Genomic DNA, 23627 nt, shown 5'->3' on the forward strand with positions numbered 1-23627 from the left:
CGCTGCGCAATGAGAACAACTCAAATACGCAGCGCCTATTCATTCTAAATTAGCAAGAATAGTACATATCAAATTCAATCGGATGCGTTGTCATCATTAGCTTCTCAACTTCTTTGCGCTTGAGGCCAATGTAAGCATCGATCATATCGTCGCTCATAACACCACCAGCGGTTAAGAAATCGCGGTCTTTATCTAATGCATCTAGCGCCATTTCCAACGAGCTTGCTACGGTTGGAATTTCCTTTGCTTCTTCTGGTGGTAAATCATACAAATCTTTATCCATGGCATCGCCAGGATGAATTTTGTTTTGAATTCCATCAAGGCCAGCCATCAACAATGCTGTAAATGCAAAGTACGGGTTAGCAATTGGATCAGGGAAGCGCGCTTCGATGCGGCGGCCTTTAGGATTTGAAACCAAAGGAATACGAATCGATGCAGAACGGTTACGAGCCGAGTAAGCTAGCATTACCGGCGCTTCAAAACCTGGTACTAAACGCTTGTAAGAGTTAGTTCCTGGGTTAGTGAAAGCGTTAATTGCCCGCGCATGTTTAATAATACCGCCAATGTAATACAGTGCCATTTCCGAAAGGCCGCCGTATTTATCACCGGCAAACAAGTTCTTACCATCTTTGGCTAAACTCATGTGTACGTGCATACCCGAACCGTTATCACCTACTAATGGCTTCGGCATAAAAGTAGCCGTTTTGCCATAAGCGTGGGCAACGTTGTGCACTACATATTTAAAAATCTGAATTTCATCAGCTTTGTTCGTTAATGTGTTGAATCGGCATGCCACTTCATTTTGGCCAGCGGTTGCCACTTCATGGTGATGCGCTTCTACTACTAAGCCCATTTCTTCCATTACTTCACACATTTCGCTGCGCATATCATGCGTAGAATCAACGGGTGGCACAGGGAAATAGCCGCCTTTTACACCAGGGCGATGGCCTTTATTGCCGCCTTCGTATTCAGTGCCTGAATTCCACTTTGCTTCGATATCATCAATCTTGTAAAAAGAACCGCTCATATCGGTGTGGAAACGCACATCATCAAACAAGAAGAACTCTGGCTCTGGGCCCATTAACGCGGTATCGGCAATACCGGTAGAGGTTAGGTATTCTTCGGCACGGCGTGCAATTGAACGTGGGTCGCGATCGTAACCTTGACGTGTATCTGGTTCCAAAATTGAGCAGCGCACAATTAACGTAGGAATGTCAGAAAATGGGTCCATTACTGCGGTTTCAGTATCTGGGCTCAATACCATGTCTGATTCATTAATTCCTTTCCAGCCAGCAATTGATGAACCATCAAACATTTTGCCATCTTCAAAGAAATCTTCATCGATCTGCGAAACCGGAATGGTTACGTGTTGCTCTTTACCTTTGGTATCGGTAAAGCGCAAATCAACAAAACGTACTTCATTCTCTTCAATTAAATCCATCACCGCTTGAATAGACATTATTTGCCTCCGGGTTAGTGTGCTGCGAATACAAAACGTATTACTTAAATAAAATCGTTGTTTAATGCGTATCTAATAGCTTTAACATGTAGCAAAGCTTGTGCCAAGATCGCAAACCGTTTCTTAACTACATGTTTTCACTTTAAAAAATAAATTCGTAAAACCATAACGGCGTGTGAATACCACGAGCATGCCGCTTGAACTGGGGTTTTCTGCTCTATAATAGGCAAAATCACACCTTCATTGCACCAATGTAGTGCAATAGGTATTTGCTACATAAAAAACGCACCGTATTGGTGCGTTTTTTTTCAATTAATCTAAGCTTAATAGATAATCAATGAGCTGGTTATAATCTTCTTGGTTTTGAATATCTTCCGGTAATGGGTTCTTCACCAAATAGCGGCCATTAACCACTACAGCAGGAACACCCGGAATTTCGTTGCTTTGCATCTCATTGAAGGTTTGCTCCATGATACTCACCACGCTTGGGCTATCGGCTAAATCAAACACGGCCTCTTCATCTAAACCTTGTTGTTGGAAAAATACCGATAAATCAGCGAAATCTGGCAAATCAGGGGCATGGCTTTGATAAAAGCCTAACATTTCAGTACCCACATCACGGCCCGCAATTTCACTTGCTGCATGATAGATTCGCGCATCTAATGCCCAACGCTGATTAAATACCGCGTGAAGGCGAACTACCGGCGCTTCTGGAAATGCTTGTTTCACACCTTGAATAATAGGTTCAAAACGCTGACATGCTGGGCAACCGGCCCAAAAATACTCAACGATAAACGGTTCTGTGCGATCTGTTTGTACCGGGTTTTCTAAAACACGGAAGTAATCACCCTCGGCAAAAGTGCGCGATTCAGCTACCGCGCCTGCTGCAGGAACAGATTCAGTTGTACTACTTGGTGCTGGCGCTTCCCCACCACAGGCGGAAATGGCGAATATAGCCACCCCTGCAATGAGTGCAGCGCGAACTGTGCGGAATAAACCTCGTTCTGTCATAAATACTTCCTATGATTAATTTAATAAAAAATTTATTTTGTGCGCATTAGAGCCACAGCATAGCCTTCCTGCTATAAAAAACGTAGTTTTTTCGTTAAATATGGGTCTGCTTTCCATTCGGTGCTTTTTTATTCAGTGAAATCAGCGTATGATCCGCCACCCTATGGCCCGATGGCCTTCACCACAGGTTAAAATACAGTTTTATGTCTAAAGCTATTGAAAAAATTCGCAATATCGCAATTATCGCGCACGTTGACCATGGCAAAACTACGTTGGTTGATAAACTTCTGCAACAATCTGGCACTTTAGAGAGCCGGGGCGAACAGCAAGAACGTATCATGGATTCGAACGATCTTGAAAAAGAGCGCGGAATTACCATTCTCGCAAAAAATACTGCGATCAACTGGGGCGATTACCACATCAACATCCTGGATACCCCAGGACACGCTGATTTCGGCGGTGAAGTAGAGCGCGTACTTTCAATGGCCGATTCTGTATTACTGTTGGTTGATGCTGTAGATGGTCCAATGCCACAAACTCGTTTCGTAACTCAAAAGGCGTTCTCACACGGTTTGAACCCTATTTTGGTTGTGAACAAAGTTGACCGCCCAGGCGCGCGTGTTGATTGGGTTGTGGATCAAATCTTCGATTTGTTCGTAAACCTTGGCGCTACCGATGAGCAACTAGATTTCCCAATCGTTTATGCTTCTGCATTAAACGGTTTTGCTTCACTTGAATCTGACGTGCAAAGCGGCAACATGGATCCGTTGTTTGAAACCATCGTGCGCGAAGTTGCGCCACCGGTTGCCGAAATCGATGGCACGCTGCAATTACAAATTTCACAGCTTGATTACTCAAGCTACCTTGGCGTTATCGGTATTGGCCGAATTCGCCGTGGTACGGTGCGCCCGAACCAACAAGTAACCGTAGTAGGTGCTGATGGTTCTACGCGTAGTGGTAAAATTGGTAAAGTATTTGGTTACTTAGGTTTGGATCGCATGGAAGTTGATTCTTCGCATGCAGGTGATATTTGTGCGATTACCGGTTTAGGTGAATTAAAAATCTCCGATACCGTTTGTGCAGTTGGCCATAACGATCCATTGCCACCACTTACCGTTGATGAACCAACGGTAACCATGACATTCCAAGTAAACACCTCGCCGTTTGCTGGTAAAGAAGGTAAGTATGTTACCTCTCGCCAGATTCTTGAGCGTTTACAAAAAGAATTAGTTCACAACGTTGCGTTGCGTGTTGAAGAAACGGCTGACCCGGATAAATTCCGTGTATCAGGCCGTGGTGAATTGCACTTAGGTGTATTGATCGAAAACATGCGCCGTGAAGGTTTTGAATTAGCGGTTTCGCGTCCGGAAGTTATCATCAAGTATGAAAACGATGTGAAAATGGAACCGTATGAAACCTTAACCGTTGATGTTGAAGAACAGCATCAGGGTTCTGTAATGGAAGCGTTAGGCCTGCGTAAAGCAGAAATGACCGATATGCAGCAAGATGGCAAAGGCCGTACGCGTATCGATTTCATAGTTCCTAGCCGTGGCTTGATTGGTTTCCAAACTGAGTTCATGACACTCACTTCAGGTACTGGTTTGGTATACCACGCATTTGATCATTACGGCCCGCACAAAGGTGGCAAAATTGGCCAACGTGTTAACGGTGTATTGATTTCAAACGCACAAGGTAAAGCATTGGCATACGCCCTGTTCAACATACAAGAACGTGGCCGTTTGTTCGCTTCGCACGCTGATGAAGTTTATGAAGGCCAAATCATTGGTATTCATAACCGTTCAAACGATTTAACCGTAAACTGTTTGAAAGGTAAGCAGCTTACCAACATTCGTGCAGCGGGTACCGATGAAGCGTTAACGCTTACGCCACCAATTAGAATGTCGCTTGAGCGCGCGCTTGAGTTCATCGATAACGATGAATTGGTAGAAGTAACGCCAAAATCGATTCGTGTTCGCAAGAAGTTCTTAACTGAAAACGAACGTAAACGCCATTCACGCACTGGTGGCGAAGAAGCGTAAGCTTCTTCTAATAACGAAGGGAGCGTAAGCTTCTTCTAATAACGAAGGGAGCGTAAGCTTCTTCGTATAAGGAAAGGATCGTAAGAGCCCTTCCTGAGCCAACACAAAGCCCTAGCTTAATCTAAGCTGGGGCTTTTTTATGGATACACTTCGAATTTCTCACTATTTGTTAACTCCCTGAAGTGTTTTTACTAGCGGCTATAGATACCACATCGATTTAATATATAGATATTAGTTAATCGACATAATTGGCGTTTTAACGCTATAGTGTTAATTGGGTTTATCATAGGAGTGTCTCATGGCGTTGCTATCTAAAAGATCAACGGTTTATTTTGATCCCTCAATACATCAAGCACTGAAGTTGCGGGCTGCATCAACTGAGAGTTCTGTTTCTGAGATTATTGATGAAGCGGTACGCTTACTTATCAAAGAAGATCAACAGGATTTGGCTGCAGTTGCCGAACGAGTTGCAGAGCCCGAGGTAAGTTATGAAACTTTGATCAATGAGTTGAAAGCTCATGGCAAGATATGAAATTGTTTTCAAAGCTTCAGTATCTAAAGATTTTCGCAGTATCCCTAAAAGTGATGTTAAGAAGATATTGGCTAAGATAGACGCGCTTGCCATCAACCCGCGAGGTGAAGGTTGCATCAAGTTATCAGCTGATAATAAGTACCGAGTTCGTCAAGGGATGTATCGAATCATTTATGAGATACGGGACACAACACTAGTTGTCAGCGTTATTAAAGTAGGGCATCGATCAAGCGAATATAAAAGCGGGTGAAAGCTTACGTTTGTGAAATAGAAAAACTCTGAATTCGAAGATTATTAAGAGGTTTCCATGAACCAAATAAATCCAGCTAAATTACCCAACAGTAAGTGGACGGCGGTAAAGCCGATCAATCGCGAGAAGCATTTCTTAGTATCGGAAGTTGAGTACGAGGAAGATGGCTCAGTGATTTCGTGCGTAGTAGAATCGGTACTCTCGAATAAAGAATATTCGATTGATTGGAACGAACTTAAAAACGAAGAGAAGTGGGTTCAAGGTTGGGCATAAACACTTGAATTCCACTTCTACTCACTGTTTAAAAACGTGCTTTTGAACCTTACCCTACACTAATATCACACCATAAATAACTGCAAAGAAATGCGCCACACTGGCGGCTAGCACGAATAAATGCCAAATAGCATGGTGATAAACCATTTGCTTACGCACATAAAAGATAACACCGAACGAATATAACAAACCGCCAACCAGCAATAGCGATAAGCCAATGGTATTCACATGCTCAAGCATTGGCTTCATGGCTACCAGGGCCAACCAACCTAGGCCTAAATACAAACTAAGCGATAGCCACTTAATCCGTTTCTTCTTCATTGTTTCTAAGAACACGCCACCAATGGCAATGCTCCAAATAACGATAAACAGCGGCCAACCCCAGGAATCGCGTAAGTTTACCAGCAAAAATGGAGTGTAAGTGCCCGCTATCAACAAGAAAATAGCCGCATGATCCATTAGCTGGAAAAAACGCTTGGCGCTTTGGTTAGTAATGGCGTGATAAAGAGTGGAGGCGGAATACAGTAATATAATTGAGGTACCGTAAATAGAAACGCTTAAAACATGCCAAAAATCACCGTATTCAAAAGAAAGCCATAACATAACAACTAGGCCTACAACACCTAGCACGATGCCAATACCATGGCTTACAGCATGCGCTATCTCTTCACCCACCGAATAGTGTTTAGCTGAACTCATATTCACCCCTTTCACTTTATCTGTGCAAAATCATCATCTGTTCAAAAACGTTAGCTGTTCAAAAACCTTAAGGGGTTTATTAAAACACATTCAGCGCACACGTGTAAGCCTAAGTTTTTATATTACCTGTTCAAGTAAACATATTGGTTTAAAGTTATTACGGTTAATCGTAGTTGTTTTCGATATGCTGAAGTTTCTTAATAAAGTTTTCATAATCACGAGCTGATTCATAATCAAGGTGATAAGTATTATGAAAGCCAGTGCGCAACTTAACTTTATGATCTTCTAGGAAAACCGTGTAACCATCATGATCTGTAAATCCGATAACACCTTCTAGCTCGTGCCGATCATCTTTCGCGGTGCCGTGATCAGTTATCTTTTCGAACACAGAAAGAATCATTCGAACGCTAATATCATTTTTCATAGTGCCCCCATTTGGGTTGTGAATTACGCCTCATTATAGTGCAAAAATGCAGCAACCATAATCGTGATTGCTGCAACACCGAAAACACTGTTGTGCAGCAAATAAACGCTTTAACTCTTAAGTTTGAGCACGCATTTTTGTTACTTTACGGGCTTTTTTGCCCTCACATTCACTTCTCTTCTGGTTTTTTTGGCGTTTCTTGTGATTGTGCCGCTGAACCGCGGTGAGGATGCACTTGGCCACTGGTTTTTTGGTAGTGCCGATGGGTGAAAATAAATGCATGAATGATCGCGGCAACATAAATAACCGGAGCCCCTGCATAGGCGCCAGGAACTTCGCCACTTGATGCAATACGCAGTAAATATAATGCAGTTAGATAAAGCGCTAAGCTCAACCAAACGTGTTTACGAGCGCCCGACACCCAAACTGCAACAGGTGGCAGCACAACAGCTAAAAGATAATTCATTTGTTACCCCTTATTCGAAAAATATTATTATTTTATTTATAACCATTTAGCTTGATAGCATCGCCTATATCGCTAGTTTCAGCAAGGTTTTAGGCCCCTTATTCCATATCCATCAATAGGGTGTTCAACGTTCTACATGCCTTTACCAAGGTAGCGGTTCGCCATCCCAGAACCAGAAGCCCCCACTATCTTTAGCACTTAATGCGTTAATCACTGCCCAAATGCGTTCAGCTGATTCCGCCGCGCTGTAGAGTTTATCGGCAGGCAGGCGTTCTTGAAACGGCTTCGAAAGCTCGGTATCGGTAGTTCCGGGATGTATAACCCCAATACAAAGTTGTTTGTGAGTGCGTTTGAATTCAATAGCGGCGGTTTTATAAAGCATATTCAGTGCAGCTTTCGAGGCACGATAACCATACCAACCACCAAGTTGATTATCACCGATGCTACCTACTTTGGCGCCAAGTTGAATAACAAAACTAGGTTCTTTTTTAGGTAAAAGGGGTTTAGCACCCTGAAGGATTAAAGCTGGGAGTATGGCGTTTACCCGAAAGTATTCAAGCAGCTGTGCTTCGTTTAATGATTCAATACGCCGCTCAGGCTGCCAGCTACCGTGCTCTTCGGTTTCTTGATGCAGCCAGCCGATAGTAGAAAGCACCCCTGATAATTGGATACCAGCCGCCTGCCAGCCGGCAAACAATTCGTGTAAAGAAGATTCGTTTAGTGGGCTTCGTTGCCAAAGTAAGCTGCCCGGCGATGGCGCAATTTCTTTTCCACTATCATTTTCCACCAGCGAAAAATTCTCAGCTTGGGCCCAATTAAAGAGTGTTTCCGGGCATTCGCCCCGCGCTACCGCGATCACACAACCTTCAGGGTTTGTGATCAAGTACTCTTGAATAAGCGCTTGGCCAAGGCCGCCATTAGCACCGAATACCGCAATTGTTTGCATTCCTACCTTCCTCGCAGGAACACCCTGCGTTACTTACACCGATAAGGTAGCTTGTTTTTGGTTTGAAGTTTGTTTCTCTGAACCAAACTTCTGCCATGCTTTCTCATGGAAGAAGTAGGCTACGGTATTTACCGCAGGTTCAATCAAAGCAACTAGGCCACCAAGCACAAAGCTACCGGTAATTAACCAAGTTACGGTGAAGGCCACAAAAAAGTGCACTATGGCGAAGGTGAATGTTTTTTTCATGATCCGTTCCTCCCACAAAGAAACTTAACAACGCAAACGCAAATGCTTCTACGTAATTTCTTATCTCAAGGCTCAAATGATAACAGTTCTCATTTAAAGCGCTAGTGGGAAATTTCGATAAGGGTAAACGATACGCTCAATTATGTGCTTAGATTAAAGGTTACCGGCCCATCGTTTATCAGGCTAACCTGCATATCGGCGGCAAATATACCGGTAGCTACCGGTATATTTTCTTTTTGCAATGTTTTACAAAAATGCTCATAGAGCGCTTCGGCCTGCGCCGGTGTGGCAGCCGAAGAAAAGCTCGGGCGGCGGCCTTTGCGTGTATCCGCCGCTAAGGTGAACTGAGAAACTACCAATATTTCGCCTTTGATATCGCGAACGTCTAAATTCATTTTATCGTTACTATCGGCAAAAATTCGATAACTCGCAATACGTTTGGCCAACTGCTCGGCGCTCAGTTCGGTATCTGCTTTCTCTACGCCGAGTAATACCAAAATGCCTTGCTTGATATTACCTACGGTAACGCCCTCAACCTCTACCTGAGCTGATTTTACCCGTTGAATCAATCCAATCATGCTAACCTTCTACTTCTGTTTTCTTATCTTTTGCATATACATCATCGATCGGCACACCTTTTTTTGCGCGCTCATCGCTTACTTCGTCAGCCGGAACTTCCTCACTAGTTTCACCTAAAAATTCTTCGATACTAGCGGTGATTTCAGCACCAAATAAAATGATATTCCACGATAAATATACCCAAACAATCAAGATAGGAATGGTAGCTAACGCACCATAAATCAATTCATAAGAAGGGAAATATTGTAAGTACACACGGAAGCCATGTTTGGCTATTTCAAACAAGAAAGCGCTTATGGCTGCACCCCAAATAGCATGGCGGAATTTTACAACTTTGTTCGGCACCATGGCGTAGAGTAATAAAAAAGCAACCGTTGTGGTGAAAAACGGGAACAACATAAGCAACGTAGCGCGTAATCCGCCAACGTAATCATCGGCAAATGCTGCCATAGAAAGCAGATAAGAGCTTAAACCAATACCGGTACCCACCAGAATTGGGCCCATGGTTAATACCATCCAATACACTGCTAAGCTGATAATGGTGCGGCGGCGATTGTGCACGCGCCAAATAGTGTTCATGGCGCGATCAATGGCAGATATCAACATGATAGCCACCACAAACAAGAAAATTGCGCCAATCGCTGTCATTTGGCTGGCATTGCCAACGAACTGATTCACGTATTCTTGTATGGCCTCGCCACTGGTAGGCACTAAGTTTGCTAAAATAGCGGTTTCAACGGTTTCCCGAAGCGATTCGAACATAGGGAACGCGGAAAAAATCGCGAATATAACCGCTACTAACGGCACTAGCGAAAGCAAACTTACATAGGTTAAGTGGCCAGCCATTACATTGATACGGTCATCTTTGCAGCGCTTTAAAAAGTGGCGCAAAAAAGCATAGCTGGTGCTTGCAGCACCTGCCACTCGCTCTTTTGCTTGCTGCCAATCAATAGGCGAAACCTCATGCTTCACTGCCTCGGTTTTTTTACTTTTAACGGCAGCTTTCGGCTTTGCTGCAGGCCTTTTTCGAACTGGCTTCTTTTCTTCACTATCTGATTTTTCGTTACTCATGCCTTTGCCTATATAAATACAACTGCACTCATTGTGGCAGGGTAGTTGAATTCCGACAAGTCGTACATTTATGCCAGCGCTTCGCCCTTGCTTCTGTAACAAAGCTACTTTAATCTCGTTATCCGCTTTTGATTAAGGGCAGTTATGAATTTACGGGCTACAAACTTACAGGTTACTACACCTACTACGGAGCAAGAGTGGGACGCTTACTATGCTTTGCGCTATCAAGTACTGCGCAAACCATTTCGCCGCCCCCCGGGTTCTGAAAAGGATGAATACGATCAAGTAGGCCAACACCGTATGTTGGTTAATGCCGATAATAACATTGTGGGTATAGGCCGCCTGCACTTCAATAGTAGCGAAGAAGCACAGATACGTTTCATGGTAGTGGCGCCAAAATATCAGGGCGAAGGCCATGGCGTTTTGCTCGTACAATCGTTAGAGCTGCTCGCTCGCCAGCAAGGTGCGAAACGGGTAATTATCCGCAGCCGCGATACTACGCTGGGCTTTTACCTAAAGTGTGGTTACGAGATAAAGGAAGAAGGTAATACCGTTGATAACCCTATGGCCGAGCATCAATTGGTTAAGCTATTAGATCCGGTAAATCACATCGTATATCGGCCAACGTGGTGTGGTGAATTACAAAAAACTTGGCACAATGAAATTCCGGTTAGCAAAGCGATGGATATTCGTATTTATCAATACACCGGCCGCAGTATTGAACTACGCGCACCACTTTCCCGAAATATTAATGTTCACGGCACTATGTTTGCCGGAAGTTTATATACATTAGCCACGCTTACCGGCTGGGGCTTGTTGCAATTGCAATTGCGCGAGCGAGGTTTAACTGGTGCCATTGTGTTAGCTGAAGGGAATATCAAATACCGCAAACCCGTGATTAAAGAACCACGAGCTGTGGCTTATTTAAACGAAATGAAGGGTGATTTTAGCCCACTAGAAAATGGTGAGAACGCGCGCATTAATATGAGCGTTATCGTGCGTGATGGCGATTTAGCTGGAGCAGAATTTAAAGGCGAGTATGTGGTTCTCGCGCCTCGTGAAAATAACGAGCAAGGCGAAAACAACAAATAACGTGAATGCTGTTCATTTTACTTCGAAATTAATATGAACAGCATTCATGTTTATCTTACTTACTCGTTAATTTAACCGTTAACTTAATCTTAGCGTTACCAAATCAGTAAGTTCACCACCGCGAATTAAGTGATAGATAGCCTCAATATCTGGAGCGAAATAACGATCTTCATCATAGAAGCCCACTTTTCCACGCACTGCTGCATGCACTTCTTCTAACACTGGTGAGGATTTCAACGGCCGGCGGAAATCCATACCTTGTGCTGCACCGAGCAATTCAATGGCAATAATATTGGCCACGTTCTCAGAGATATCTTGCAACCTGCGCGCTGCAAATGTAGCCATAGAAACGTGATCTTCTTGATTAGCTGAAGTAGGCAAACTATCAATCGAAGCTGGGTGCGCTAAAGTTTTGTTCTCAGAAGCCAATGCAGCGGCGGTAACCTGCGCCAGCATAAAGCCAGAGTTTATACCGCCATTATCAACCAAGAATGGCGGCAAGTTGCTCAGGTGCTTATCTACTAACAAAGCAGTACGGCGCTCAGAGAGCGAACCGATTTCCGAGCATACAATAGCGAGTAAATCAGCAGCAATTGCTACCGGCTCGGCATGAAAGTTACCACCGGAAAGAATATCGTTATCATCTGGGAACACCAACGGATTATCAGTAACACCGTTCGCCTCACGGCCAAGCACTTCGCTGGCATAGCCCATTTGATCCCAAATCGCGCCCATTACTTGTGGTTGGCAACGCAATGAGTACGGGTCTTGTACCTTGCCGCAATTGGTATGCGAATCACCAATCTCACTGCTTGCTGCCAAAATACGGCGCAGTTCTGCCGCTACGGCTACTTGCCCCGGTTGCCCACGCACAATGTGAATACGTTCATCAAATGGCGTACGTGAGCCTAAAGCCGCTTCTACTGTCATAGAACCCGCTAAGGTGGCAGCCGCAAATACATCTTCAATCGCAAACAAGCCGTGCAGTGCTAAAGCCGTTGAAGCTTGCGTGCCGTTCAGTAGAGCCAAGCCTTCTTTAGGTGCCAATTCGATAGGCGATAACCCCAGTTTAGCTAGGCCATCTTTTGCTGGCATACGTTCGCCATTAATACGCAACTCACCTTCACCCAACAATGGCAGCACCATGTGCGCTAACGGTGCTAAATCGCCACACGCACCCACTGAACCTTTTTCAGGAACGCATGGGTAGGCTTCATTATTTACCAGCGCAATAAGGAAATCGATTACTGCCGGGCGCACCCCAGAATAGCCGCGTGCTAACGAGTTGATTTTTAGCACCAACATTAACCGCACTACTTGATCAGACATCATTTTGCCCACACCCGCAGCATGCGAAAGCACAATTCGGCGCTGTAAATCTGCAAGTTGCTCAGGTGCAATACGAGTGCTTGCAAGCAAACCAAAGCCAGTATTAATGCCGTATACAACACGGCCTTCGGCCAGCACATCGGCTACCGTTTTTGCCGCTCGCTCAACATCACGATACGCCTGTTCTGGCAATGAAAGGGTTACCGCTTGCCGATCAACCTTACGAAGTTCTGGTAGGGTTAATTGCCCCGGCTGAATATTTAATTTGAAGCTCATTGGCATACTTCCATTATTTATGAACACTAGTTATCTAGTATTAGTTATCGAGCGAAGGTAAATCGAGGTTGCTTTCTTTTGCGGCTTTTTTCGCAATATCGTAACCTGCATCAGCATGGCGCATTACACCAGTGCCTGGATCGTTCCAAAGTACGCGGCCAACGCGTTTGGCCGCAGCATCGGTGCCATCAGCTACTATCACTACACCTGAGTGTTGTGAGTAGCCCATACCCACGCCGCCACCATGGTGTAACGAAACCCAAGTAGCGCCACCTGCTGTGTTTAATAATGCGTTCAACAATGGCCAATCAGAAACCGCATCGGAGCCATCAAGCATAGCTTCGGTTTCACGGTTCGGGCTGGCTACTGAACCAGAATCGAGGTGATCACGGCCAATAACAATAGGCGCTTTCAGTTCGCCGTTTTTCACCATTTCATTAAAAGCTAAGCCTAAACGTGCCCGATCTTTCAGCCCTACCCAGCAAATACGCGCGGGTAAACCTTGGAATTCAATGCGCTCGCGAGCCATATCTAGCCAGTTATGCAGGTGGGTATCATCTGGCATTAACTCTTTTACTTTTTGATCTGTTTTGTAGATATCTTCCGGGTCGCCAGAAAGCGCTACCCAACGGAATGGGCCAATACCTTGGCAAAATAATGGGCGGATATAAGCAGGAACAAAACCAGGAAAATCAAAGGCATTAGCAACGCCTTCATCTTTAGCCATCTGGCGAATGTTGTTACCATAATCTAAAACTGCAGCGCCACGCTCTTGCATCGTTAACATAGCTTTTACTTGCACTGCCATTGATTGTTTGGCGGCTTTCACCACCCCTTGTGAGTTGCTTTCACGCTCGGCGGCTGCTTTTTCCATAGTCCAGCCTTGCGGTAAATACCCATTGAGTGGGTCGTGCGCTGAGGTTTGGTCGGTTACTACATCTGGCGTTACACCACGTTTTACTAATTCCGCATAAACATCGGCAGCGTTCGCCAACAAACCAACAGAAACCGCTCGGCCTTCTTGCTTAGCCGCTTGCAAACGCGCTAGCGCATCATCTAAATCGGTTGCTTTTTCATCTACGTAACGAGTACGCAAACGAAAATCAATGCGGCTTTCATCAACATCACAGGCCAACATGCTGAAGCCAGCCATAGTGGCCGCTAGCGGTTGTGCACCACCCATTCCGCCTAAACCGCCAGTAAGCACCCACTTGCCCGCCGCTTCTCCAGCAAAATGTTGCCGGGCAACCGCGCCGAAGGTTTCATAAGTGCCCTGCACAATGCCTTGCGAACCAATGTATATCCACGAGCCCGCTGTCATTTGCCCGTACATCATCAAGCCTTGTTTATCGAGCTCGTTAAAATGCTCCCAATTTGCCCACTGTGGCACTAAGTTCGAGTTCGCAATTAATACCCGAGGAGCATCGGCATGAGTAGGAAATACACCTACTGGCTTACCGCTTTGCACTAATAACGTTTCATCACTTTCTAACCGATCTAGCACCTCTACAATTTTATCGTAGCTTTCCCAGCTTCGCGCTGCCCGGCCAATGCCACCATAAACAACTAAGCCAGCAGGGTGCTCGGCTACTTCTGGATCTAAGTTATTCATCAACATGCGTTTTGCCGCTTCAGTTTGCCAGCTTTTCGCAGTAATTTCGCTGCCGCGCGCCGCTCGAATAACGCGGCTTTTATCAATTCGGGTAAAGCTCATTGCTTATTTCCTTTCTATTACTCGCATACACAACTTGCAGCACGCTGCCGCCGCCATGCACTTCTAATGCGAGGTTTTAAATGTCATGTGGCCGCCTAAGCGGAAACGAGATCCAGGGTGAGTAAGCGTTGCTTGGCTTACCACGCCTTCGCGCCCACTAGTTCGGCGCTGTATCTGCAAACACGGTTCAGGCTCATCAAGCTCAAGCCACTTCATCAACTGCGCTGAAGGCAACACAGCTTCAATTAAGTGGCTAGCTTCGGTAAGCGGTGTTACTTCGCACAAATATTCGTGTGGTGTGCATTGGGTGTAGTTTTGTTCTAGGTATTCTGGAACAAGATCTGGATTCACATAGCGATCTTCTACCTGCACTGGCTGCCCATTTTCAAAATGAGTAATCACCGAATGCAATACTTCTGCGCCTGCAGTTAATTGCAACGCAGCCGCTATGCTATTGGGTGCTGGAACACGCTCAAGCAACTGCACAACAGCGTGATGACGATGATTCCGCAAGCGAATTTCATCGGCGATATTGCGAATTGTTAACAACGCTGATTGTGATTTTAGTGGCGCTACAAAGGTACCAGAACCACGGGTGCGGGTTACCAAGCCTTCTTCAGAAAGCTCTTGCAACGCCCTTCGCGCTGTCATTCGGCTTACTGAAAAGGTTTCGGCCAACACGTTTTCCGAGCTTACCGGGTGGTATTCGGGCCATTCACCTGATTCAATTTTCTTGTAGATATATTCTTTAATGGTTGCAAATTTAGCCATGATTATTGGACTTTTTGGAATGTTGTATATACATTACCAGTTACTTAATTTAAAAATCAAACGCTTTCTCATATTTCGCATCGTCATGGCTTAAAATAGATGCATTTGAAGAGAACGCTTTAATAGGTGAATTTCTATGCCAAGCAGCATTCCGGTTACCACGCCCGAGCAAAATGCATTCGTTATTCATTCAATTACCGCAGCGCGCATGAACGCCGCCGATTTAGGTTTGCTTACGCAGGCAAGTGTGGTGATAGAGCATGGTAAAATTGCATGGTTGGGCACTAGCAGTGCATTACCCGAAGCCTATCAGGGCCTTCCGCAAATAAATGGGGAAGGAAAATTACTCACCCCTGCACTTACCGATTGCCATACTCACTTAGTATGGGCCGGCTCTCGCGCTGGCGAATTTCGCCAGCGTTTACATGGTGCAAGTTACCAAGAAATTGCTGAAGCGGGTGGTGGTATTCTTGCTACCGTGAAGGCCACACGCGAAGCTAGTGAGAGCGAGCTCTTCGCGCAAAGCCTGCCGCGGGCAAAAGCGCTGCTTGGCCAAGGTGTGGCCCATATAGAAATTAAATCGGGTTATGGCTTGAGCCTCAAAGATGAATTAAAACAACTGCGAGTGGCGCGCCGAATTGGCAATGAACTACCTTTAAAAGTAAGCACAACGTTGTTAGCAGCTCATGCTTTGCCGCCTGAATTCAAAGATAACGCCGATGGCTATATCGATTTAGTATGTAATGAAATTATCCCTGCTGCCGCGGCTGAAAACCTTGTTGATGCCGTAGATGTGTTTTGCGAAAACATCGGTTTCAGCCGAGCTCAATCCGAGCGCGTATTTCAAGCTGCGTCTGCAAACGGGTTACCGGTAAAGATTCATGCCGAGCAGTTGAGCGACCAGGATGGAACAGCCCTTATGGCCGAATATCACGGCCTTTCTGCAGATCATTTAGAGTATTTATCGGAAAAAGGCATAGCCGCGATGGCGAAATCGGGTGCTGTGGCAGTATTGCTACCCGGCGCATTTTACTTCCTGCGTGAAACCAAATTACCACCAGTGCAAGCGTTACGCGATGCCGGTGTGCCAATTGCAATTGCCACCGATGCCAACCCCGGCTCTTCGCCACTGCTGCAATTACCCTTAATGATGCACATGGCCTGTGCGTTCTTTCGGCTTACCCCCGAAGAGGCGTGGCTCGGAGTTACCCGCAACGGCGCACGAGCATTAGGTGAGCATAATCAGGGCCAGCTTGCAGTTGGCCAGCGGGCTGATATTGCTCTGTGGAATTTAACTAGCCCCGAGCAAATATGCTACGAGTTCGGCATTAACCCGTTGGCGCAGTTATGGATAGAAGGCGTAGCAGTTTAGTTTTGGCGGTATTACGGAGTGTAGGATTCGAGGTAAGTGAACACTAACTCACTAAGGATCTGACCAGCTGCTTTGTTGCCGGCTTCAATGCCCATAGGGTGGCAGGCCGGTGCTGCTTCCGCCAAGTGTAAATAACGGCACGTACTAAGCTTGGCTAAATCACGAATAAACACCATTGCATCTGCCAAGCTCACACCTGAATAGTTAAAGGCGCTAGCGGGTGCTTGCATAATCGAATCAACATCAAGCTCGATACCAAATGGCACCCGCCATGTAGCAACTTCTTGTTGAATCGGCTGCACCACACGGTGCATTTTTACGCCCACCATATCCTGCACTGAAGTGTATGTAGCACCTGCAGCGGCTAATTGATCTAGGGTAGCGCGAGAATTTTTTGCAGGGTGCAACGCTACTACGTGATAGTGCTTGAGGTAGCCTTTTTCGAATGCGTAGCTAAAACCATTACCACTGTGGCGGCCTTCTAATGGCCGGAAATCAGCGTGCGGATCAAGATTTACCGCACCTACAAATTGCTCGCTGCTAATCGCTAATGATTGTAACAACGGCAATGCATTGTTATGCCCACCCCCAATCAAAATTACCTGATAGCCTTGCTTAAAGAGTATCTCTGTTACAGCGGTAACACGTTTATCAAGTTCGGCGCATAGCTCACGCAGTTGCTCTAAATCTTTTGCTTTGCTCGCATCAAGCGCCAACGATTGCTGCTGAACATCACCACAATCAATTTGCCCAGCCAATACCACTTGTTCAATGGCTAAACGCCCGGAATCCTGCATATTGAGAAATTGCTGTAAAAAGGCAGCAAAACCAAGCTCAGCGCCACCTTGGCCAAGGTTTGCCCGCGGCCCTATTGATTCCGGCACACCCAAAATAGCAAAACGCCCCAACGGTAACGCTGAGGCATCTATGTGTGCTAAGGCTTGTATTGATTCGCCAATGCGGGTTTCACCAGCGCGTGGGCGAACCCACGCTGCGGGGTTTACCGGCAACCATGACAATGGCTTTGCAGGCATGAAACTAATTACTCAATATCCAAAGCTTCTGGAGATAAAATAATACCGGTGCTATCGGCGTAAATATGATCTTCGGGTAAGAACGTTACACCACCGAAGTTCACGGCGATATCTGTTTCGCCGATACCAGCAATATCAGCGCCTACAGGAATAGAGGCTATGGCTTGAATACCGATATCGAGATCTTCAATCAAATCAACATCGCGCACACAGCCGTAACAAACAATACCTTCCCATTCATTTTCTAAAGCTAGCTCAGCAATTGCGATATCAATCAATGCGCGGCGTAACGAACCACCTCCATCGATTAATAGAACTTTGCCGGCACCCGGTTGTTCTAGAGCGGTTTCGATCAGGCCTTTGTCTTCGTGGCATTTAACGGTAACCACCTGCCCTCCAAACGACGAACGGCCACCATAGTTTGCAAACATTGGTTCAACCACATCGATCTGATCAGCATATAAATCACAAAGTTCCGAGGTATTGTATTCCATGAGAAACGCTCCTGCGGCATTAGAAAAGCCATGAGTATTAAGTAGCGCTCAGTATAAACCTTTAACAGCATGGGTGAAAGAACCCTTTGCTCTACTGGCCTAGCTATTTGCTGAACTGCGGAGTTTAGCGCCGATAAGGTTGATTTTTTGCGCAAAAACCCGTTAAATCAACACTTCGATAATAATTATAAGATCTCACTGCATGCCCTTTAGCGATACAGCTGTCCTTGGAGCAAGTTTTGCTGGGCAAGGCCTAATGGTTTTAGGCTTTGCGCTGCTGTTATCGCACTATTATCGTGTTTATCGAAGGGCATACCTGCGTTTCTGGTCATTTGCTGCAATCTGGTTTGGTTTAAGCTCCGCTTGCCAACTCATTCAACACGCTACTTGGATATCCTTGCCCTCTTGGGCAACAGCGCAATTTGACACCCTTAGCCTAACTTTTATGTATCTTGCCTTGAGCCTGTTAGCGCTCGGCGTATTCGATATAACTATGAATTCGATGCCCAAACGCCGAGTTCGTTGGCGTATATACGGTGTTTGCTTGATTATTGCTCTAGTTTCAAATGGCACTATTGGCCCAAGCCATGATCCACTAGTATGGCAACCTTTTTTCCGTGATGCAGTTCTGTATTTAATTTCCGGCATCACGCTTGGCGTTGTGGGTGCGGTAATTTATAAACTTTCAACACCTACCATGGGCCCACGCTTAATCGCGTTTGCATTCTTCCTACAAAGCGCCAAAAACCTCATGTTGGTGAGCCTGTTATTGATTGATAGTACGGCATTAAATTCAGAAGTGTTGTGGCTTTTTACGGGTCTTATGAATGTTGTATTCCTTACCTGCGCTATGCTGGGTATCACCATTTGGCTGCTGGAATCAGAACGGCACAAAGCCATTGATGCACTACAAAAAGCAGAATACATGAACCGCCACGATGCCCTAACCGGCATCGAAAACCGCGATGAGTTGATGTCGAAGATGCCGATATTTATCGATTCTTGCCGTGGCGATGGCCGAGAACTAGCCTTGTTTATGATTGGCGTTGATCGCTTTAAAGCTATCAACGATACACTTGGCTTACGCGGCGGCGATCGCGTGCTGGTAGAGCTCAGCAATAGGCTAAAAAACTTGCCCGAGCAACCGCTTGCGGTGGCGCGTGTAAGTGGCGATGTTTTCGTGGTGATGTATGATCACTTACACAGCCGCGAGAAAGCCACAGCGATGGCAAATGAAATACAGAACGTTATTCACAAACCATTACTCATCGATAATAAAAACCTCAATGTGAAGTGCAGTATTGGTATATCACGGTACCCACAGCAGGGTGTTGCAGCAGAAGGCTTGTTGAGTAAAGCAAATATCGCCCTGGCCAACGCTAAACTGCCTGATAACCACAACATTATGATGTATCGAGAAGGTATGGATGATAATTACATTCGCCTTGTGGATATGGAACCGGATTTACGCCGAGCACTACTGAAAAATGAATTCGTGGTGCACTTGCAGCCCATTTACGATGTACGCACTCAATATTTAAGTAGTTTTGAGGCTTTGTTGCGCTGGCAACATCCCACCAAAGGTTTACTCAACCCTGATGATTTTCTGCCGTTCGTAGAACAATTGGGCATGTCTTGCGATATCGATGAATGGGTACTGAAGCATTGTGCGAAATTGATTTCACGCTGGCGAGCACAAGGCGAAAAGGTGTTGCCGATTGCGATTAACCTCTCGGCGCGGCATTTCCAACAACCCGAACTCACCGATAAGTTGCGCCGGTTATACCGTGAATACCAATTAAAAGCCGGCGATATTGAGCTAGAAATCACGGAAAACGTAGCTATGTCGGATATTAGCACCGGCCTGAACGTGCTTAATCGGTTGCGTGAAATGGGCATTCGTGTGGCTATCGATGATTTCGGCACGGGCTACTCCTCGCTCGCCTACTTACGCAAGTTGCCAGTAGATAAAATTAAAATAGATCGCAGCTTTATCAACGAAATCATGGCCAGCAGTGAAGATTCCACCATAGTGCGCACCTTAATCGAATTAAGCCACGTGCTAAACAAGCAAATTGTAGCGGAAGGCGTAGAAACCGCAGAGCAGTTCGCACTCCTGAGTGAAATGCATTGCGATAGCGTGCAAGGTTATTACTTCTCACCACCGGTAAACGAAGAGAAATCACGCGGTTTACTGCAGGAATTTTGGCGAAAATGGATATCTCATAACCGAGATTCCGGTAAAGAAGCATGGGAGGGTTCACGATGAAAAACCCTTTGCATAATCGCCGAGTACGTTTCAGCCGCAGGCTCACCACGTATCTATTGGTACGTATCAGTTTTTGGTCGTTACTCATGGTGTTAATCATTTCCACCATCGGTTTTGTTTTTTCCTACAAGCAAGCGAAAGAAGAGCTCATCACCACGCTCATCAAAGATACAAATCGACATTTAGCCAGCGAAAGCGAGCACTTCAGAGCAGCCGAGCAATCGGCGAGTATTTTGGCTGAAAGCTTTCTCAAGCGTTACCAAGAATTTATCGGCGATACTCGATTTCAAGAACGTTTTGACAGCTGGTATAGCGAAACAGAACCCGGCGTATTCCGGCTACAACCCGAGTTTTATGATGGTATTGCTAAAAATGAAACTTGGTTCGAAAATATTACCGTTTTTGCGGGGCCTCGCCAAAGCGGAATCTCTGATGAACTAAAAGGGCGAACCACTATTGCTCAATATGTTCTCAACGAACTCGCTCCAGCTTGGCAAGAAAAAGTAGCGAACACTCATATATCAATGCCTGAGAATATCCTGTTGGTGTATTCACAAACTCACCCATGGGGTTTGCTTGCGGCTGCCGATTTAGTTGTTACCGATTTTTCAGTAGTGCAATCAACGCTGCAAGAATATAACCCCGAGCGCCTATCCGGGTGGACTGGGCTCTACTATGATTTATCGGCCGGTTATTGGACCATTACTTATCAGCAACCCGTTGATTTTCAAGGCCAACATTTGATTAATGCCAGCCATGATGTGGCGTTAAGCGCGATTATCCAACGCATGATTCACTATCAAAGCGATACCGATAAACGCATGCTGTTTAATGCCAACGGCCAACTCGTTGCCTCGCCTGAAACGCTAGCTGAAAGCTACCAGCAACGCGGTGTGCTTGATGTCGATAAACTCAGTAATCCCGAATATGCAGAAATATATCAGTTGATTGAAGCTAACGGCGCCGATGCCGATCATTTTGTTTTACGTAATGCCTTGCCAGGGGAACTTTTAATTGGCCAGAGGATTACAGGCTTAGATTGGTGGCACGTTACGCTTTATCCTTACAGAAAAATACAACTACAAGCCTTACAAGGGCCCTTGCGCATATTAGTAGCCACAATTGCTTTACTACTGTTTGTTCTGCTCATCGTTTATTGGTTGGTGAGCCGGCACATTTCTAAGCCCTTACGGCAATTAGCCGAGATGGCAATGCTGATTGGCGATAAAAACTATTCAGAAGTGATTTCTAGTAAGCTTTTGCAAAACCAAGTGCGAAGTGAAGTTGGGTTATTGGTTCGATCGTTTCGCACTATGGCTTCGCGCTTATTGGCACATCAGCAAAATTTAGAGCAATTGGTAACCGACCGTACCGCCCAGCTTGCAGCGGCCAATGAGGTTCTTGAAAAAATGGCACATCTTGATGGTCTTACCGGGCTGAGAAATCGCAGAGCATTTGATAAAGATATTGCAAGAATATGCGCCTACCCGCTAGAAACCCCTACTGCGCTTTTACTGGGTGATTTAGATAAATTCAAACCATTCAATGATAATTACGGCCATCAAGCTGGCGATGAGGCACTCAAGGCTGTTGCGAAATGCTTAAACAGCTTTAAAGGCGTTAGAGTATACCGTTATGGCGGCGAAGAAATTGCCGTGCTGGCTGATGTGCTGAATCAAGAAGCAGCCGAGAAACTAGCAGAAGCCATGCGTAGTGCTGTATTTGCTTTAAATATTACACATGAACATTGTGCTAATAAACGCTTAACCATAAGCTTTGGTATGCAATTAATAGATACCAACGCAACGATTGAAGCAAATATTATCGCCGTTGATAAACAGCTCTATGAAGCAAAAAAAGCGGGTGGAAACTGCATTAGCTAAGAAAAGCTCAATGCAGGCCACCCGCGTGTTCTCTGTTGTTGATGTTGATGAGCGCCCTACAAAATGAAGCGGCTTAAATCTTCATCTTCAGCTAGCTCGTTCAAGTATTTGTTCACATACTCACGATCAACCACAACTGTTGTGCCCTCTAAATCGGAAGCATTAAAGGATACTTCCTCCATTAACCGCTCGAGCACCGTATGTAAGCGGCGAGCACCAATATTTTCAGTTCTCTCATTCACTTGCCAAGCAATCTCAGCAATGCGGCGAATGCCATCTTCTTTAAACTCTACACTTACACCTTCAGTAGCCATCAGCGCTTTGTATTGCACCGTTAATGAAGCATTAGGTTCGGTAAGAATGCGTACAAAATCTTCAGTAGTAAGCGCTTGTAGGTTTACCCGAATCGGCAAGCGGCCCTGTAATTCAGGAATCAAATCAGAAGGCTTCGACATCTGAAACGCACCGGATGCAATAAACAGAATATGATCCGTTTTTACCATACCGTGCTTAGTATTCACCGTTGTGCCTTCCACTAGTGGTAACAAATCACGCTGCACACCTTCGCGCGAAACATCAGGCCCGCTACTATCACCGCGTTTACAAATCTTATCGATTTCATCAAGAAACACGATTCCGTTTTGTTCTACCGATTGAATCGCTTTTTCTTTGATTTCTTCCGGGTTCATCATCTTCGCAGCTTCTTCTTCAATCAACTGCTTAAACGCATCTTTAATCTTCATTTTGCGTTTTTTCGTTTTCCCTTGGCCCATGTTCTGGAACATGCTTTGTAGCTGCGAGGTCATTTCTTCCATGCCTGGGGGCGCCATAATTTCAACCCCCATCTGCGACATAGAAATTTCAATTTCTATTTCTTTATCATCAAGTTTTCCTTCGCGAAGCTTTTTCCGGAAATTTTGCCGAGTTGCTTGCTGATCATCTTCATTGGCAGGCGCTTCGCTATCGTTCCAGTTGCGTTTCGCACGCGGAAGCAAGGTATCGAGAATACGATCTTCCGCTGCATCTTCGGCGCGGTGGCGCAAACGTGCCATTTCTTGTTCACGCATTAGCTTTACGGCGGTATCCGTAAGATCACGAATGATCGAATCTACTTCCTTACCCACATAACCTACTTCGGTAAACTTAGTGGCTTCAATTTTAATAAAGGGTGCATTAGCAAGCTTAGCTAAGCGCCGCGCAATCTCAGTTTTACCAACACCCGTTGGCCCTATCATCAGAATATTTTTCGGCGTTACTTCTTGGCGCAACTCATCATCGAGCTGCATGCGACGCCAACGATTGCGCAAGGCAACTGATACCGCCCGTTTTGCATCTTGTTGGCCAATGATATGCCTATTCAGCTCATCAACAATTTCCCGTGGGGTCATATTCGACATC

Annotated in this window: 23 protein-coding genes; 8 read left to right on the top strand and 15 right to left on the bottom strand. The window is 45.5% G+C overall.

The window, feature by feature from the left end; all coding sequences use genetic code 11:
- Positions 1-49 precede the first annotated feature (49 nt).
- Together glnA and A28LD_RS11935 are read right to left on the bottom strand one after the other, a co-directional pair.
- Positions 50-1459 carry a glutamate--ammonia ligase gene (gene glnA, locus A28LD_RS05740; protein ID WP_007420126.1) on the bottom strand — a complete coding sequence of 470 codons (1410 nt, stop codon included), beginning with the start codon at positions 1457-1459 and terminating at the stop codon, positions 50-52.
- A 312-nt stretch (positions 1460-1771) separates the two neighbouring features.
- Entirely contained in the window at positions 1772-2470 is a 699-nt protein-coding gene (locus A28LD_RS11935) for a DsbA family protein (RefSeq protein ID WP_007420127.1), read from the bottom strand.
- Positions 2471-2673: 203 nt separating this feature from the next.
- Here A28LD_RS11935 and typA point away from each other — a divergent pair, with 203 nt between their 5' ends.
- The 4 genes from typA (at position 2674) to A28LD_RS05765 (ending at position 5564) form a co-directional block, all read left to right on the top strand.
- Positions 2674-4509 (top strand): translational GTPase TypA, encoded by a 1836-nt coding sequence (typA, locus tag A28LD_RS05750; protein ID WP_007420128.1) that lies wholly within the window; start codon positions 2674-2676, stop codon positions 4507-4509.
- 298 nt (positions 4510-4807) lie between these two features.
- On the top strand, positions 4808-5041 hold the full coding sequence (locus tag A28LD_RS05755) for a ribbon-helix-helix domain-containing protein (RefSeq protein ID WP_007420129.1): 234 nt from the start codon (positions 4808-4810) through the stop codon (positions 5039-5041).
- The gene (locus A28LD_RS05760; protein WP_007420130.1) at positions 5028-5291 is read left to right on the top strand and encodes a type II toxin-antitoxin system RelE family toxin; all 264 of its coding nucleotides are present in this window, start codon (positions 5028-5030) and stop codon (positions 5289-5291) included. The genes A28LD_RS05755 and A28LD_RS05760 overlap by 14 nt, the downstream gene beginning before the upstream one ends.
- A 57-nt stretch (positions 5292-5348) precedes the next feature.
- On the top strand, positions 5349-5564 hold the full coding sequence (locus A28LD_RS05765) for a TIGR02450 family Trp-rich protein (protein ID WP_007420131.1): 216 nt from the start codon (positions 5349-5351) through the stop codon (positions 5562-5564).
- A gap of 54 nt (positions 5565-5618) precedes the next feature.
- Here the strand turns inward: A28LD_RS05765 and trhA are convergent, their stop codons facing one another.
- From trhA to A28LD_RS05800, 7 genes are all read right to left on the bottom strand, one after another.
- Positions 5619-6263: a PAQR family membrane homeostasis protein TrhA gene (gene trhA, locus A28LD_RS05770; protein ID WP_007420132.1), complete on the bottom strand. Its 645-nt coding sequence runs from the start codon at positions 6261-6263 to the stop codon at positions 5619-5621.
- A 163-nt stretch (positions 6264-6426) separates the two neighbouring features.
- Complete coding sequence (locus A28LD_RS05775) at positions 6427-6687, bottom strand: DUF3081 family protein (RefSeq protein ID WP_007420133.1); 261 nt, start codon at positions 6685-6687, stop codon at positions 6427-6429.
- 169 nt (positions 6688-6856) lie between these two features.
- Positions 6857-7153 carry a YqaE/Pmp3 family membrane protein gene (locus A28LD_RS05780; RefSeq protein ID WP_007420134.1) on the bottom strand — a complete coding sequence of 99 codons (297 nt, stop codon included), beginning with the start codon at positions 7151-7153 and terminating at the stop codon, positions 6857-6859.
- 142 nt (positions 7154-7295) lie between these two features.
- A complete protein-coding gene (locus A28LD_RS05785; protein WP_007420135.1) occupies positions 7296-8099 on the bottom strand; it encodes an SDR family NAD(P)-dependent oxidoreductase in 804 nt (267 codons plus the stop codon).
- A 33-nt stretch (positions 8100-8132) separates the two neighbouring features.
- Positions 8133-8345, bottom strand: coding sequence for a DUF2061 domain-containing protein (locus A28LD_RS05790; RefSeq protein ID WP_007420136.1), 213 nt, complete (start codon positions 8343-8345; stop codon positions 8133-8135).
- 140 nt (positions 8346-8485) lie between these two features.
- Positions 8486-8923, bottom strand: coding sequence for a D-aminoacyl-tRNA deacylase (gene dtd, locus A28LD_RS05795; RefSeq protein WP_007420137.1), 438 nt, complete (start codon positions 8921-8923; stop codon positions 8486-8488).
- A gap of 1 nt (position 8924) precedes the next feature.
- Entirely contained in the window at positions 8925-9995 is a 1071-nt protein-coding gene (locus A28LD_RS05800; RefSeq protein WP_007420138.1) for a virulence factor BrkB family protein, read from the bottom strand.
- A gap of 144 nt (positions 9996-10139) precedes the next feature.
- On the opposite strand from A28LD_RS05800, the gene A28LD_RS05805 reads away from it, so the two are divergent.
- Positions 10140-11087 (top strand): bifunctional GNAT family N-acetyltransferase/hotdog fold thioesterase, encoded by a 948-nt coding sequence (locus A28LD_RS05805; RefSeq protein ID WP_007420139.1) that lies wholly within the window; start codon positions 10140-10142, stop codon positions 11085-11087.
- A 78-nt stretch (positions 11088-11165) separates the two neighbouring features.
- Here the strand turns inward: A28LD_RS05805 and hutH are convergent, their stop codons facing one another.
- From hutH to hutC, 3 genes are all read right to left on the bottom strand, one after another.
- Positions 11166-12692 (bottom strand): histidine ammonia-lyase, encoded by a 1527-nt coding sequence (gene hutH / locus A28LD_RS05810; protein ID WP_007420140.1) that lies wholly within the window; start codon positions 12690-12692, stop codon positions 11166-11168.
- Positions 12693-12732: 40 nt separating this feature from the next.
- Complete coding sequence (gene hutU / locus A28LD_RS05815; protein ID WP_007420141.1) at positions 12733-14406, bottom strand: urocanate hydratase; 1674 nt, start codon at positions 14404-14406, stop codon at positions 12733-12735.
- A 63-nt stretch (positions 14407-14469) separates the two neighbouring features.
- Positions 14470-15177 (bottom strand): histidine utilization repressor, encoded by a 708-nt coding sequence (gene hutC, locus A28LD_RS05820; RefSeq protein ID WP_007420142.1) that lies wholly within the window; start codon positions 15175-15177, stop codon positions 14470-14472.
- Positions 15178-15313: 136 nt separating this feature from the next.
- Here hutC and hutI point away from each other — a divergent pair, with 136 nt between their 5' ends.
- Positions 15314-16549, top strand: a complete 1236-nt coding sequence (hutI, locus tag A28LD_RS05825; protein ID WP_007420143.1) for an imidazolonepropionase — start codon at positions 15314-15316, stop codon at positions 16547-16549.
- Between the two features lie 11 nt (positions 16550-16560).
- Here hutI and A28LD_RS05830 read toward each other — a convergent pair whose 3' ends face one another.
- On the bottom strand, positions 16561-17583 hold the full coding sequence (locus A28LD_RS05830; RefSeq protein ID WP_007420144.1) for a formimidoylglutamase: 1023 nt from the start codon (positions 17581-17583) through the stop codon (positions 16561-16563).
- Positions 17584-17591: 8 nt separating this feature from the next.
- Complete coding sequence (gene rraA / locus A28LD_RS05835; protein WP_007420145.1) at positions 17592-18077, bottom strand: ribonuclease E activity regulator RraA; 486 nt, start codon at positions 18075-18077, stop codon at positions 17592-17594.
- A 202-nt stretch (positions 18078-18279) separates the two neighbouring features.
- Here rraA and A28LD_RS05840 point away from each other — a divergent pair, with 202 nt between their 5' ends.
- Together A28LD_RS05840 and A28LD_RS05845 are read left to right on the top strand one after the other, a co-directional pair.
- Positions 18280-20346 carry a putative bifunctional diguanylate cyclase/phosphodiesterase gene (locus tag A28LD_RS05840; protein ID WP_007420146.1) on the top strand — a complete coding sequence of 689 codons (2067 nt, stop codon included), beginning with the start codon at positions 18280-18282 and terminating at the stop codon, positions 20344-20346.
- Positions 20343-22229: a diguanylate cyclase domain-containing protein gene (locus A28LD_RS05845; RefSeq protein WP_007420147.1), complete on the top strand. Its 1887-nt coding sequence runs from the start codon at positions 20343-20345 to the stop codon at positions 22227-22229. Before A28LD_RS05840 ends, A28LD_RS05845 begins: the two co-directional genes overlap by 4 nt.
- Before the next feature lie 56 nt (positions 22230-22285).
- On the opposite strand, the gene hslU is transcribed toward A28LD_RS05845, so the two are convergent.
- Positions 22286-23626 (bottom strand): HslU--HslV peptidase ATPase subunit, encoded by a 1341-nt coding sequence (gene hslU / locus A28LD_RS05850; RefSeq protein WP_007420148.1) that lies wholly within the window; start codon positions 23624-23626, stop codon positions 22286-22288.
- Position 23627 lies beyond the last annotated feature (1 nt).

The sequence above is a fragment of the Idiomarina sp. A28L genome (assembly GCF_000218785.1).
Classification (GTDB): Bacteria; Pseudomonadota; Gammaproteobacteria; order Enterobacterales; family Alteromonadaceae; genus Aliidiomarina.